The sequence below is a fragment of the Spongiibacter taiwanensis genome, from assembly GCF_023702635.1.
GTDB lineage: Bacteria > Pseudomonadota > Gammaproteobacteria > Pseudomonadales > Spongiibacteraceae > Spongiibacter > Spongiibacter taiwanensis.
The window spans coordinates 1,533,656-1,546,817 of the sequence record NZ_CP098455.1 but is presented as its reverse complement, the minus strand read 5'-3'; the positions used below and the strand labels follow the sequence as shown (position 1 = coordinate 1,546,817).

Annotated in this window: 12 protein-coding genes; 1 reads left to right on the top strand and 11 read right to left on the bottom strand. The window is 54.8% G+C overall.

Annotation, left to right across the window (positions count from 1 at the left end):
* The first annotated feature begins 2 nt into the window (after positions 1 to 2).
* Complete coding sequence (locus tag NCG89_RS07135) at positions 3 to 1,583, top strand: flavodoxin domain-containing protein (protein WP_251089072.1); 1,581 nt, start codon at positions 3 to 5, stop codon at positions 1,581 to 1,583.
* Between the two features lie 47 nt (positions 1,584 to 1,630).
* On the opposite strand, the gene NCG89_RS07130 is transcribed toward NCG89_RS07135, so the two are convergent.
* The 11 genes from NCG89_RS07130 to fic all read right to left on the bottom strand — a co-directional run bounded on the left by NCG89_RS07130 (position 1,631) and on the right by fic (position 13,074).
* Entirely contained in the window at positions 1,631 to 1,912 is a 282-nt protein-coding gene (locus NCG89_RS07130) for a DUF6587 family protein (protein WP_251089071.1), read from the bottom strand.
* A gap of 11 nt (positions 1,913 to 1,923) precedes the next feature.
* Positions 1,924 to 3,795 carry a ferrous iron transporter B gene (gene feoB / locus NCG89_RS07125; protein ID WP_251089070.1) on the bottom strand — a complete coding sequence of 624 codons (1,872 nt, stop codon included), beginning with the start codon at positions 3,793 to 3,795 and terminating at the stop codon, positions 1,924 to 1,926.
* The gene (locus NCG89_RS07120) at positions 3,795 to 4,034 is read right to left on the bottom strand and encodes a FeoA family protein (RefSeq protein ID WP_251089069.1); all 240 of its coding nucleotides are present in this window, start codon (positions 4,032 to 4,034) and stop codon (positions 3,795 to 3,797) included. The genes feoB and NCG89_RS07120 overlap by 1 nt, the downstream gene beginning before the upstream one ends.
* A gap of 234 nt (positions 4,035 to 4,268) precedes the next feature.
* A complete protein-coding gene (locus NCG89_RS07115; protein WP_251089068.1) occupies positions 4,269 to 5,210 on the bottom strand; it encodes a peptidoglycan DD-metalloendopeptidase family protein in 942 nt (313 codons plus the stop codon).
* Positions 5,211 to 5,293: 83 nt separating this feature from the next.
* Entirely contained in the window at positions 5,294 to 6,502 is a 1,209-nt protein-coding gene (locus NCG89_RS07110) for an ImmA/IrrE family metallo-endopeptidase (RefSeq protein ID WP_251089067.1), read from the bottom strand.
* A 12-nt stretch (positions 6,503 to 6,514) separates the two neighbouring features.
* Positions 6,515 to 6,799, bottom strand: coding sequence for a type II toxin-antitoxin system HigB family toxin (locus NCG89_RS07105; RefSeq protein ID WP_251089066.1), 285 nt, complete (start codon positions 6,797 to 6,799; stop codon positions 6,515 to 6,517).
* Between the two features lie 97 nt (positions 6,800 to 6,896).
* Positions 6,897 to 7,832 carry a DUF5655 domain-containing protein gene (locus NCG89_RS07100; RefSeq protein ID WP_251089065.1) on the bottom strand — a complete coding sequence of 312 codons (936 nt, stop codon included), beginning with the start codon at positions 7,830 to 7,832 and terminating at the stop codon, positions 6,897 to 6,899.
* Positions 7,833 to 7,965: 133 nt separating this feature from the next.
* Positions 7,966 to 8,859 carry a DUF3800 domain-containing protein gene (locus tag NCG89_RS07095; protein WP_251089064.1) on the bottom strand — a complete coding sequence of 298 codons (894 nt, stop codon included), beginning with the start codon at positions 8,857 to 8,859 and terminating at the stop codon, positions 7,966 to 7,968.
* Positions 8,856 to 10,307, bottom strand: coding sequence for a restriction endonuclease subunit S (locus tag NCG89_RS07090; protein ID WP_251089063.1), 1,452 nt, complete (start codon positions 10,305 to 10,307; stop codon positions 8,856 to 8,858). The genes NCG89_RS07095 and NCG89_RS07090 overlap by 4 nt, the downstream gene beginning before the upstream one ends.
* Complete coding sequence (locus tag NCG89_RS07085; RefSeq protein ID WP_251089062.1) at positions 10,307 to 11,965, bottom strand: class I SAM-dependent DNA methyltransferase; 1,659 nt, start codon at positions 11,963 to 11,965, stop codon at positions 10,307 to 10,309. The genes NCG89_RS07090 and NCG89_RS07085 overlap by 1 nt, the downstream gene beginning before the upstream one ends.
* A complete protein-coding gene (fic, locus tag NCG89_RS07080) occupies positions 11,962 to 13,074 on the bottom strand; it encodes a protein adenylyltransferase Fic (RefSeq protein WP_251089061.1) in 1,113 nt (370 codons plus the stop codon). The genes NCG89_RS07085 and fic overlap by 4 nt, the downstream gene beginning before the upstream one ends.
* Between the last annotated feature and the right edge of the window lie 88 nt (positions 13,075 to 13,162).

Sequence of the window (13,162 nt, the reverse complement as noted above, 5' to 3'; positions counted from 1 at the left end):
CGGTGATTCTCTGGCACAAACTGCTGGTCACGCTGTTGGCATTGTCCGCTTATGGCGGGCTGTGCTGGCATAGTTGGCGACAGTACCGTAGGCATAACCCAGCGGTTAGTGTGGGTGCTGGCGAGCTGCTGGTCGCCTATGCCAGCCAGAGCGGCACCGCCCAGGCACTGGCTGAGCAGGTGTGCGGCGCATTGGCGCCGGGCGCCCGCGCCCAGCCGTTGAGTCAGCTTGCTGACGGCAGTCTGGCCGCGGCCAAGCGTGCGGTATTTGTGGTCAGCACTTACGGTGATGGCGAGGCGCCAGACAATGGTCAGCGTTTTGAACGGCGCTGGCTCAAAGGACAGCCCCCGCGGCTTGATCATCTGCAGATTGCGGTACTGGCGCTGGGGGATAGCAGTTACCCCGATTATTGCGCCTTTGGTCGTCGGCTGGAGTTGGGCTTGCAGGCGCTGGGCGCCGGCCTGTGGCAACCTCGCCTGGAACTGGATGCCGCGCTTACGGGCGGGCAGCAAGCGGTCGATTCGGCGGTCGTTCATAAATGGCTGCAAACGCTTGCCGGCGCAGGTGTCGCGATGCCGGTCCTGAGGGCCGTTGGCTCCTCCGCCCCAGAAACCCGCTGGACCTTGATTGCGCGGGAACATCTGAATTCGCAGAGCGAATCCCCGGGCCTCTTTCGACTGAGGTTTGCGCCTGATGAGTCTTCTGCGCTTGCGTGGCGGGCGGGCGATATTGCCGAGCTGTGGCCCCGCAACAGTGCGGCGCAATGTCGGCAGTTTCTGGACGCTCTGGCAGAGCGCGGTGTGCTTGACGATGAGGGTGCCCAATTGATCCCGGAATTACAGAGCCGACAGCTACCGGCAGTCGCGAGCCTCAACATTGATGTTGCTGAGTCCATTTGCCAGAACAGTGACTGTTATTCGCCTCAAGCGCCCTGCATTGAGGGTAAGCCGGTTTCGGACTGGGTTTTGTCACTACCGCGCCTTGGCAAGCGTGAGTACTCCATTGCTTCAATTCCGGAGACGGGCCATCTCGATATTGTGCTGCGTCAGCGGCAAGACAAAGATGGTCGGCTGGGGTTGGCATCGGGCTGGTTGTGCAACGCGCTCGTGCTGGGGGAGTCGGTTGAGCTGCGTGTGCGCAACAACCGCCAGTTTCATCTCGCACACGGAAAGTCGCCGCTGATTTTAATCGGTAGTGGCTCTGGCCTGGCAGGCCTCTGGAGTCATCTGCTGGACCGCCGCCGCCAGGGCCAGCGAGAGAATTGGCTGATATTCGGCGAGCGCCACCCGGAGCACGACGCGGTTTACCGCGACGACATTATGGAGCTGCAGCGAGCCGGATTTTTGCCGAAACTGGATCGGGTGTTTTCGCAGTGTCCTTCCCGGCCTGCCTACGTGCAAGCGGTGCTATCTGCCGAAGCCGAAACCCTAAAAAGCTGGGTGGCCGAGGGTGCCAGCATTCTGGTGTGCGGTAGTCGCCAGGGCATGGGGGCCGCGGTGGATGAAACCCTGCGAGCACTGCTCGGCAACGGGGTGGTGGATCTGCTCGGTATGCACGGCCGCTACTTACGAGATGTTTATTAGAGGCTGTTTTGTTCCATGCTGCTAACGAGGCTGATGGACTATTGCTTCTACTGTTGTCTCTCCACGGCAATGAGCTGGCTAGGTTTTGTGGTGCGCTCACTGGCGCAACCGCTGCAGCTATTGCAGCCACTTGAGCAGTCAGCCTGGCCACCGCTTTGCCTGTTCAGGCGAATCCCCACTGCAGCCATCCAGCCCCCACGGCGAATTAAGATGTCGGCCACTCGCTGAACCTGCGCGCCGCTCCAGTCGCCGAAAAAATGCCGGATAAAAATGGCGACGCTGGTGAGAATGACGGCTGCCAGAATCAGGTTGTGGCCGAGTGAAGTCATCGGATTTCTTCCTAGGGCCAAATCAATTGGCTGAGTTGAAATACCGCCAGGGCGCTGAAATAGGCTAGGCCAAACAGGTAGCCCGTTGCGATCCCCATCATCCGCCAGGAGTTGGTTTCTCTGCGAATGACCGCCAGGGTAGAAATGCACTGGGGCGCAAAAACGAACCAGGTGAGCAGCGATAGCGCGGTAGGCAGTGACCATTGTTGGGCGATCAGTTGGCCGAGCTGATGGCTGATCGCATCTTCGCTGCCCGACATGGCGTAGACCGTGCCGAGGGCCGACACGGCCACCTCCCGAGCGGCCATGCCGGGGATAAGCGCAATACAGATCTGCCAATTAAAGCCGATGGGCTCAAACACGGACGACAGCAAATGGCCAAGTCGCCCGGCAATGCTGTAGTCGATGGCTGCCCCGGTGTAGCCTTCAGGCGCGCCTGGGAAGGTGCAAAACAGCCACAGCAAAACGGTGAGCGAGAAAATAATGCCGCCCACCCGGCGCAGAAATATCTTTGCCCGCTGGAGCAAACCCATCGCCAGGTCTCGGGGGTGGGGCAAGCGGTAGGCGGGCAGTTCCATTAATAGCGCATGGTCTTGCTTGTCGCGCTGCAACCACTTCATAACGTAGGCCACCAGCATCGCGCTCAGAATACCGCTGAAATACAGGGCAAACAGCACTAGGCCCTGCAGGTTGAAACCGCCCAGCACCGTGGTCGCTGGAACAAAGGCAGCAATGAGCAGGGTGTAGACCGGGAGTCGTGCGGAACAGGTCATTAATGGCGCAACGAGAATCGTGGTGAGTCGATCCCGCGGGTCTTGAATACTGCGCGCCGCCATAATGCCCGGCACCGCGCAGGCGAAGCTGGACAGCAGGGGGATAAACGCACGACCGCTGAGCCCGGCCCGGAACATCAGCCGGTCAAGTAGGTAGGCGGCCCGGGGCAGGTAGCCGGACTGCTCGAGTAACAGAATAAAAAAGAACAAGATCAGAATTTGGGGCAGGAACACCAGCACGTTGCCAAGCCCGGCAAACACGCCGTCTTTCAACAAGCTGTGTAGCGCCGAGCCCTCGGGCAGCGGCGCAATGACGAGCTGTCCCAGGGCTTCTACGCCAGCGACGATGCCATCCATCAAGGGCGCTGCCCAGGCGAAAACCGCCTGAAACATGAAGAACAGCACCGCCGCCAGAGTGGCCATGCCCAGCACCGGGTGCAGTACCAGCGCGTCGAGTTTGTCATCAAAGCGGGTGCTCTGGCCGCGCAGGGTGACCGCGTGCGCAAGGATGTGGTCAATCTGCCGGTAGCGCGCCTCGATATTGCCCTCGCCTTTGTTCTCGGGCGTGCGCCATGTTTGCTGTTCAAATGCATCAAGCAGCGCATTGGCGCCGTCGCGCTTGATTGCAACGGTTTCGACCACGGGCACACCCAGTTGATCAGCCAGCGCCGCATAGTCGACTTCGATACCTTGCCGCCGGGCGGCATCCGCCATGTTCAGCGCGACGACCATGGGTCTATTCAGCGACATCAGTTCCAGCACAAAGCGCAGGTGCAAACGCAGGTTGCTGGCATCCACCACACATACCAGAACCTCGGGCGCGGCCTCGCCGGGGTGCTTGCCCTGCAGCACGTCCCGGGTGACCGCCTCATCGGGGCTGGTGGCATCCAGGCTGTAGGCGCCGGGCAAGTCGAGAATGCGATAGCGCTGGCCCGAGGGAGAAAGGCACACCCCCTCCTTGCGCTCCACCGTTACCCCGGCGTAGTTGGCGACTTTTTGTTTGCTGCCGGTGAGCAAATTGAATAGCGCCGTCTTGCCGCAGTTGGGATTTCCCACTAAAGCCAGTCTCGGTGGGGTGGCCTGGCTGCCGTTTCGCACTCGGTATTCCATCAGTATGCCGCCTGCAGTGTGACCCGAGCAGCCTCGTGTTTGCGCAGGGCAAAGCGGGTATTGCCCAGGTGCACCACCAGAGTGTGGCCGCCCCAGAAACTGCGGGTCACCACCCGCACTTGGGCGCCGGCAATAAAGCCCAGCTCCCGCATACGGTGGGCGATGGGGTCTTGAGCATGGGCGTCAACCACCGACAACACCGTGGCGTTGGTCCCTTTTTTTAGATCGGAGAGGGTCATGAGTTACGGGTATTAAAGAGATTGATTCGCATTATCCGTCTTGTCAGACCGGAATGCTATGGGAGAGGTTCAGTACAGGTTGCCGCTATTTCAGCTTCGGGCGAAAAGTAAATTAAGAGAGACCGTTGTTTTAATGTCGATATCATCGACATGTTGGCTGCACGTGTTTAGAAAACGGGGAATTTCGTACATGCGGTGGGGTGAAGCATTGATGGGGGGATCTGGTAGAGGTGCTCAATCGGGGCTTCCGATTGCCGGTGAGCCTGTCAACCAAACCCCGGTGTTGGGGGTGACGCGACCGCCCCCGCTATCAACAAAATAAAATGGAACAGACTGCCCCTTCATTCCCAGGTTTTGGTGAATCTCAAAGTGGAGGTGCGGTCCGCTGCTAAAGCCCGTGTTACCTGATCGCCCTATAACTTGCCCTCGCTTCACAGCCTGACCAGCGCCAACGGGGATGCTTTCCAGCTGCAGATGAGCGTAGATCGCGATTGTGCCGTCGCGGTGCAAAATCATGATCTGATTGGCCTTGTTGCGAAATTTATCCTGATAGCCCCCGATATCGAAGTCCTGGTTCACCGACATGACCATCCCGTCTCTGACCGCGAGAATGGGTGTGCCCACGGGCAGCGATATATCAACCGCATAGCGATTTTCTTCGCCCTTATGGCTCCGCTGTCCGTTGAAGCCTTGGGATACTCTGAATTTTCTGCCCTCGGGGAATGGCTGCCCGTAGGCGAATAGCACATCTGGCTCGGAGGTGGGGTCGCCAATGACTTTTCTGAGCAGCGTCTGGTAGTTCCAGCCATGTTCTCGCAGTGCCTTGATACCCAAAACGAAGGATTCTCCTCTGGGGGGTACCGTCATTCGCACAACGCGTCGAGGATAGATACTGACATTCTCCTGCTTGGTCACCGAGAACTCGATCTCGACGGGACCATAGTATTCATTTACCACGTAGAACCTTGGGTGCAGTTTGCTGCCTCGGTTGACCGCACGGATCAGCTTCTTTGGTTCACTAACAGTGAGTTGCTGTTGCTGTACGTTTTCTCGATTAACGGGTTTTTGGTCAGTGAAATGCCACTGGCCGTTCTCGTCTTGGTATTTGTAGAGCTGTTTGGCAGCCAGTTGACTGCTGGTGAGCACGATAAATAAAAAAATGGCGATCCTGGCCAAAATTAGGTGCTCCTCAAGGGGGGGTAATAATTAATGGCATGGCGAGCATTTATTGCGTATCGACGTCATTGGAGCTGAAACGGTTAGCCGTATTCCGCAAACAGATATCGGACTTGCTCTCGGAATTGGGTGCCGAATAGCTGATGGCTTTTGAAGTCGTGGCGCAGTCGCCCTGCAATAATGCAGGGTGAAATTTTGAGTGTATCTGCAAGGCCTTTTACCTCGTCGGCAGATGAGAATCCGTGAAGTGCAGTTTTGCTGATGGGAATCAGTGTGCTTTCTGCCAATTTGTCTGCTTCTACTTCTTGCTGATCGTCGCTGGTCGCGTCCAGATCGTCGATAAACCAGCCATTTTCGCCATCCAAATGCAAAGAGATATGAGCCAGCTCGTGGAGTAGGGTAAACCAGAAGTTATCCAGTCGGTCATAGCGAAGGGTCAGTGCGATAATGGGGTTTCCTTCGGGGCAGGTGCATACGGCGCCATCCATGTAGGTTTTCGGCAGGTGTGGCTCTACGATCAGGTAGATACCGTGTTGGGCCAGTCGCTCCCGGGCTAATGCGGGGCCATTTTCAGCGCTTGAAAGCTGGGCTATGTCTACCATCAGTTTTTCGGTGACGACGCCCTTTCTATACTCAGTCGGGAGTGTGATGGCTGAAGCCTTCTGCATTACACGAACTTGCCAGGCCCATAATGCGTAGGCATCGGTTACTTTTTTGCTGGCGCGAAGGCGCGCACTGCTGCGCAACAATGTTGGACGAAGAGACCTTCCACCGGGGATGGAGTCCAGGAAGCTAGACAGCCATTCTTCCGCATATTCCCTCAGCTCTTTGGGAGTGCCGCTGAAGTTCGGGAAATAACCGCGCTTGCGCATTTCGTTCAATGGAAAAGACCGCCAATCAATCTCCGCGCTAACAGCCGCTTTTTGCGCAGGCTCTCGAATCAACACCTCGGCGGGAATTTTTAATCCTTCATTTAATCGACGGATCATATTGAGACTGAGTTTTCGCGTTCCATTGAGGACTTCACTGACTTTTGACGCTGAGCCGATGTAGGGGATCAGGTCCTTTGCCTTTAATCCCAGCTGGTCCATGCGGAATTCAATGGCCGCAATGGGGTCGGGCAGGTCAATAGGGAAATGCTGTTCTTCATAGTGCTCGATAAGCACGGACAGCACTTCTAGCTCCTCGGCTTCAGCACTATTCTCCTGAGGGTCCGCTTCCATAAGATAGTCAAGGCGCGCCAAAGCTTGCTGGTGGGTAGCATCATCGCGGATCAATTTAATATGGTTCATGACAGTCCCTCCCTAGAATTGTCGTTTGTCGTACTCTGCATGGGTCATTACGTCTTCAATCACTACGATGCCGTTTTGGTAGCGCACTTTAACCACAAGCCGATAGTGGTTGCCTTTTATATTGAAGATCACTCTGTTGACCGATAGAAAATCAGCACTTCTGTACCGACTTTTAATATCGTGGGTGGTCTTCCAATCAGCCTTTTCGGCCTCTTGAAACCAAGACTCCAGGGCACCTTTTGCATTGGCATGTTTGTTATAGAATTTAACCAGCTTGTCTCGTCCTAAGACTCTCATGACTGTCCTTGGTTCCCAATTTGGGAATTATACTTATAATTCCCAAATTGGGAACTTTGTTGGGTGTGAAAATTTGCCTCTTTCCATTGTGGGCTGGTTAATTGTCCAGGTAGGCTTTGTCCAGCAGTGATTTCGCCTTTTCCCAATCAGAAAAATCGCGGATATTCACCTCCAGGTTGCCGGTGCCCCAATGGCCAATATGGGTGACATCGCGGCTGAAATCGTTTTCTTCCCCTAACTCTCCTGGCAGTTTCAGGTAAAGCTGCAGACGGGCATCCTTGCCGGGTTGCACCACAATTGACGCGAAGTTGCGGATACGCTTGAAGGCGGTGTAGAGCTTGAGTTCCTTGCGTTGCACCTCGTCACCCAATTGGTCGGCATAGGCACATACCGTTTCATAGAGTTCGACCAGCTCAGGCGAAGCGTCTGCCAATCTGTCCTGCTGGCTTTTATCTTTGCCGGCTGTTTTCGCCGCCTTGGTGGGTTGGCTGCTGGATTGACTTGTGGGTTTCGCTGGGATTGCGTTGGCTGTCTGGACATTCACCAGTTCCAGCAGCAATAGCTCATCGCCGAAGTAGCGGTAGCGCATCAGCTCGATATTGCGGTTAATCTGCTGCACGGCGTGTTCGTCATAGCGGTTAAAGTCGGCGGCGATGCAAATCAGCCGGGTACCGCTCCATTCAATATTGTCGGCATCCTCCTTGCCGATCTTCTCCATCACCAGCCAGCGAAACTCGGCCTGGTGGTCCAGCAGCCAATCCAGGTAGAACAGGCCCTGATTGATCACGTTTTCATTGCTGTGGCGTTTGTACTCGACAATGACCGGGCAGCCGTTTTCGTCCAGACCCAGGGAGTCGATACGGCCCTTGTGGGTTTTGCCGGTGGCATACTCCGAGGCCAGGTACCGCACCCCCAGCAGGGTGGCCATATTGGCTTCGACGTGATTTTGCAGGTGCTTTTCCAGTTGGGCGCTTTGGCCGCTTATCTCACTGGCGACATTGTCGTTTAGGCGGAACAGTTTGATATCACTCATATTTTTCCTTTAACGACTGGCTGGGCTTGTCATTTGTTTCGGTTTTTTGGGGTTGACCTTGAAAGTCTGTTTACCTATCATTCGCTGCAAATGGATTGGGGGTTCCCGGTCGGCGTCGCAGCCTCGGTGAGTATCATCGGGGCTTTTCGCTTTCTGGGCTGGGGAAAATCTTCAGCCCATAGCCCTCAAATTCTGTCCCGACACAAGCGCGTCCCCCAGCACAGTAGAATTTCCGCTTCAGCACCTCGAAGGCTCGGTTGTCCTGCTCCGGTTTTAAAACGCTCAGTCCGATTGGTCTTGCAACCAGGTCAGCCAGCTGTAGCCCAGATGACATGGCTTTTTTATCTGAAAAGCGGATATCGAAAGGGAGTTGGTGGGAAAGCCGGTTCGCGCCATCGCATATGCGGCGAAACTCCAACTCTAGCTCGTCATCTTCTTTCTTGCCGCGACACTCAACCACCACATGCGTCAGTTTTTCATGCTGTTCCTTTTCCTGGAGAAACTCAAAAAGGGTCTCCAGGCAAAAGCCCAGCGCAATATGGTAGGGGTTGGAGGTGGCATCGGCGTGGCCCTTTAGTTGACGCTTGTCGATAACGCAGCTGATTAGTATGAAATTGCTGAGTTCAATGATTTGGGTCAGCTCGTCCATGAACGCAAACTTTTCTTCCCGGCTGCGGAATATGTTGAATTCCCCCTTCTCTTTGCGAATCTCATTTTCGTGAAGTACGACCTGATCATGGCCAAAATGATTGAACTTGAATTTCTCCAAAGCTGAAACGACCTGTTCGCTGTAATGTCGCTTATGGAAAACGCACAGAGCCAAGACGAATAGTGGATAGTTGGCATCGATGGTTTGCATGCCGTGATCGCCGCTCTCATCAACATAGACGATGTATTTACTGTAGCGTGACGCTGTTTGCTGCTCCGCCTCTTCGGTCTTCCCGTCGATTACTGGGCTTGCATGCTCAATGATTCCGCTTGGCTCCAAATCAAAGAGAGGGAGCTGTTGCTCGTCTTCGTCAGTCATCGCGCTTTTTCTCGGGTTTTCTTGGCCGGTTTGGCGGCGGCGCGCTCGGCTTTGATGCGGGCCAGCAGGGCCCCGGCGGAGTTGTCGCCGCTGATCAGCTCGGGATTGTCCTTGCGCCATTGCTCGGTGAGTTCGCCCTTAAAGGCTTTGGCGAGGATGGCCTGGGTGAGTTGGTTGACCCGGGCCTGGGCGTTTTTGACTTGTTGTTCGATTTGGTCGGCGTGGGTGAAGAGGTGGTTTACGCGGTGGACTATTTCGGTTTGTTCTTCTGTCGAGGGAAGAGTGATTTCCATTTCTTTGAGGTCTTTCCCTGATATTCCCTTTTGTCCTGAAGTCGATTTTATTAAAGATAGAATGTATGTTCTTGCAAGGTGGCTAGCGGAAAATATTTCAAGATATCCAGGTAGTATTTTTTTGGGATCGGTGCGAACCCTTATCAGCTTGTCTGGGTAGAGCAGTGTCTCATGCAGTAATGTATTGATTCGTCCGCAGACGCCAACAAAATCAGCACTCCCGTTATACCTCGTAAACAACAAATCATCAGTAATAAGTGAATAACGTTTTCTGTTGTCTTCATTCACCTCCAAATGTCGTATGTCGTCCTGATCAACGATAAATGACCTTACTGAACTAATCCTAAGAATTGGGTATCCAGATCGCTTTTCATTGGGCTTAGGAGATAACCCGTTTCTCATTTCCGTGATCAGGTTGCCCAATTTCTCGACATCAAATTCGGGTGGGTTATTGCTTTGTACTCGCCACTCCTCCGTCAACTTCCCGCTCACCGCCGCAGCAAGGACGGATTGGCGGAAGCGTTTTAGAATGGCGGGGATGGCGTCGAGGCGGGCTTTCAGTGTGTCGACCTGAGCCAGCAGTTCGTCGAGTTTGTCGGCGATGATTTTCTGTTCGGCTAGAGGGGGGAGGGGGACATTAAATCCTTTTAGATCCTCTTTGTTGAAACCGTTTTGCGCTGATCTCGAGAGTAGCGCTAGCTCGTTCTGAAATATATGTGATTCGAGATAACGTCTTGTGTAACTCCGATACATTTTTTCTGGAGCTATAACTTTGGCGAGTGCTACGTTGTATGCGCCTGTCATTCCAGTGCAAATTCGGCCCAAGGAAGCACCGTATCGACCTATAAGCAAATCAGTCTTTTCGCATGTTTTGAGCTTTTTTGATAGGGGCACGTAGGTCGGAACTGGCTTTCGACCAAAATCCCTGATTTGTAAAAGTTGGATGTACCCGTCTTCAGGCTCATAAATGAACTCAGATTTTGGTGGTTGTGTCCCGCCCTGGATGTCATAAATTTCTGTGAAGGCTGAAATTGTCCAATTAACTGGCAGTTCTGGATTCCCGCTTTCGCGGGAATGACGATTGGGAATAGCTGCAGTTGCGGCATAGCTTGCATTTACCTCAGCAACGTTATCTTGGGAATTGGCGTTACTCATTAAACCGACTCACTCCCCACACCCAATACCGCTTCCAGTAATTTCTTCTGACTATCGGCTTCATCATTTGCCCCCAAGGCCCGCATCAAGCCATCAATTTCCCGCAGGGCTTCGGTGAGTTCTGACATGGCCTCGGCGGCGAGAATTTCCGGTTCCGGCAGGTTGGCGGCATCGACGCTGTCGGCGTCTTTTAGCCAGCTGATGTCGAGGGAGTCGCCTTTGGTGTCGCGTATCCAGTCGCGGGTGAAGACCCGCCAGCGGCTGTTTTCCAGTTCTTGGTTTGAGCTTGCGGCTGCTTCAGTGGTGGTGTCCTTGGCGTTGAAGTTCCAGTCGCCCTCCACTCGGCCGAAAATTGCTCCTGCATTTTCGGCACTTCCGCCATCCCTGGCGGTCGCCCTCTTGTTCTGTCCGGTGTAGCAGTCTTCGAAGGGGGCGAGGTGTTGCTCACCAAAAGGCGTGCGTTTACCGAAGCTGGGCATATTGGTGCGCAGGTCGTAGACCCAGACCTGTTCGGTGCAGTTTTCTTCCTGAAGCTTGTCCTTGGGGTGGCCCTTGGTGAAAAACAGCACATTGGTCTTCACACCTTGAGCGTAGAAGATGCCGGTGGGCAGGCGCAGGATGGTGTGGAGATTGCACTTGTGCATTAAGTCCCGGCGTACCTCGGTGCCCACACCGGCTTCAAACAGCACGTTATCGGGCAGCACCACGGCGGCGCGGCCACCGGATTTGAGGTTGCGGTAGATATGCTGCAAAAAGGCTAATTGTTTGTTGCTGGTTTTATAGGTGAGGTCGTCCCGGGTGATGCTGGCTTCACCGCCTTTGCTGGTGCCAAAGGGCGGGTTGGCCAGAATCACATCGGCTTTGCTTAAACCCTGGCCTACCATGCCCAGGGCGTTACCCAAGTGGACCACCCCTTCGTCGCCGCCTTCCATGCCGTGGAGCAGGCAGTTCATTAGCGCCAGGCGGCGGGTGCCGGGGACCAGCTCTACGCCGATAAAGGCCTTGTTGCGCTGAAAGCTTTGGGCCTTGGCATCCAGATCAAACAGCTCGTCGGTGTGCCGCTTGATATAGTCGTCAGCGGCGATCAAAAAGCCGGCCGTACCCGCTGCCGGGTCCTGAATCACTTCACCGGGCTGGGGGGCAATGCAGCGGACCATGGAGTTGATCAGCGCCCGGGGGGTGAAGTATTGCCCGGCGCCGGATTTGGTCTCACTGGCGTTTTTCTCCAGCAGGCCCTCGTACAAATCCCCCAGGCCGTCTTTTTGGGCGCTGTACCAGTCGATCTGGTCCAGGGCTCGCACCAGTTGTTCCAGGTGACGGGGTTCCCGCAGCCGGGTTTGGGCGTCGGCGTACACGGCGGAAATCAGTTTGTCGTTGTGCAGGGGCTGGCCGTTGGCATCTTTACCAGAGGACAGCGCCAGCAGAATGCGCTTGTAGTCGTCTAGCAGGGTAAGGCCGGATTTGCTGTTGAGGTCGGTCCAGCGGCAGCCCTCGGGCAGGGGGTGCTTTTTGAGAATGCCAGACTCGGTGTTCTCATGGACCATTTTCATAAACAGCAGCATCACCAGCTCGGTGACGTAGTCGCTGTAGTTAATGCCGTCGTCCCGGAGTACGTCGCAGAGGTTCCAGAGTTTTTGGACGATGTCGTTGTGGGTCATGGTTTGGGGTAGTCCTGTATGGCGTTGCTATCGTGGCTGTAGAGCGTCACTAATTTTGAGTGGATAAAGAGCTTTTCCTTGCCGACTTGGCGCTCTTCCAATACGCCGATATCGCAGAGCTGCTTGAGGTAACTGGAGGCGGTTTGGCGCTTGGCTATATTGGCATCGACCAGGTTGTTTATGCGGCAATAGGGTTGTTGAAAAATCAGCTGGACTAATTCGAAGCTGTAAATCTTTGGTAGCTGGGTTTGTACATGGTAGCTGGTTAGCTCAATAAGCTGCCGGGTTGCCGCGATTTTGGCGCTGGTCCATTTTGCGGTCTCTCGCACGGCGGCGAGCATGTAAAGAATCCAGTTCTGCCAGTCTTGTTCCCGGGTGACGCCCAGGAGTAGCCGGTAGTAGTCCGCCTTGTTCTGCACAATGTAGCGGCTCAAATACAGGATGGGTAAGCTGAGGAGGCCCTGCTGAATGAGATAAAGAATATTGAGCACTCGCCCGGTGCGACCGTTTCCATCGGTGAAGGGGTGGATTGCTTCAAATTGGTAATGGGCTATGGCCATCTTTATCAGCGGGTCGAGGCCATCGTCGGCATGGAGGAATTGCTCCCAGTTGCTCAGCAGGGTCTGCAGTTGAGCTTCTCCCTCGGGGGGCGTGTAAATGATTTCGCCGCTTGCCGGGTTCATCAATTTGGTGCCCGGTACACGGCGTACCTGCATGTTCACCGACTTGATTGTGCTGCAAATTTCGATGGCAGTATTGGTGGTTAGCGGTCGCTCACTTAACTTTCTAAAGCCGGTAGACAGTGCCCGGCGATAGCGCAGGGCTTCGCGAGTAGCAGGGTCGGCGCTGTCATCTTCGTTGGCGTACTGGAATAGCTTGTCGGTGGTGGTGACGATGTTCTCTATCTCGGAGGAGTCTTTTGCTTCTAGCAGTGGCAGCAGATTGATTAACAGGCCTTGATTGGGTAATAGCTCCCCAGCCTGTTTTAGCTCTGCCAGCGCGGCGCGAGCGGGTATACAGGCCTTGAGTACGGCAACGCTTTCTGTGTGTTCCACCGAGGGGGGGAGGGGTGGCAGGGCATTGTATGGGTGATCGGCGCGCCATGTCATGTTTATATTTCCTGATTTTTTCAACACATTGTCAGCTTATGTCGATGCCATCGACATGACAAGTGAACATGCTTAAAAAAGCCAAAAA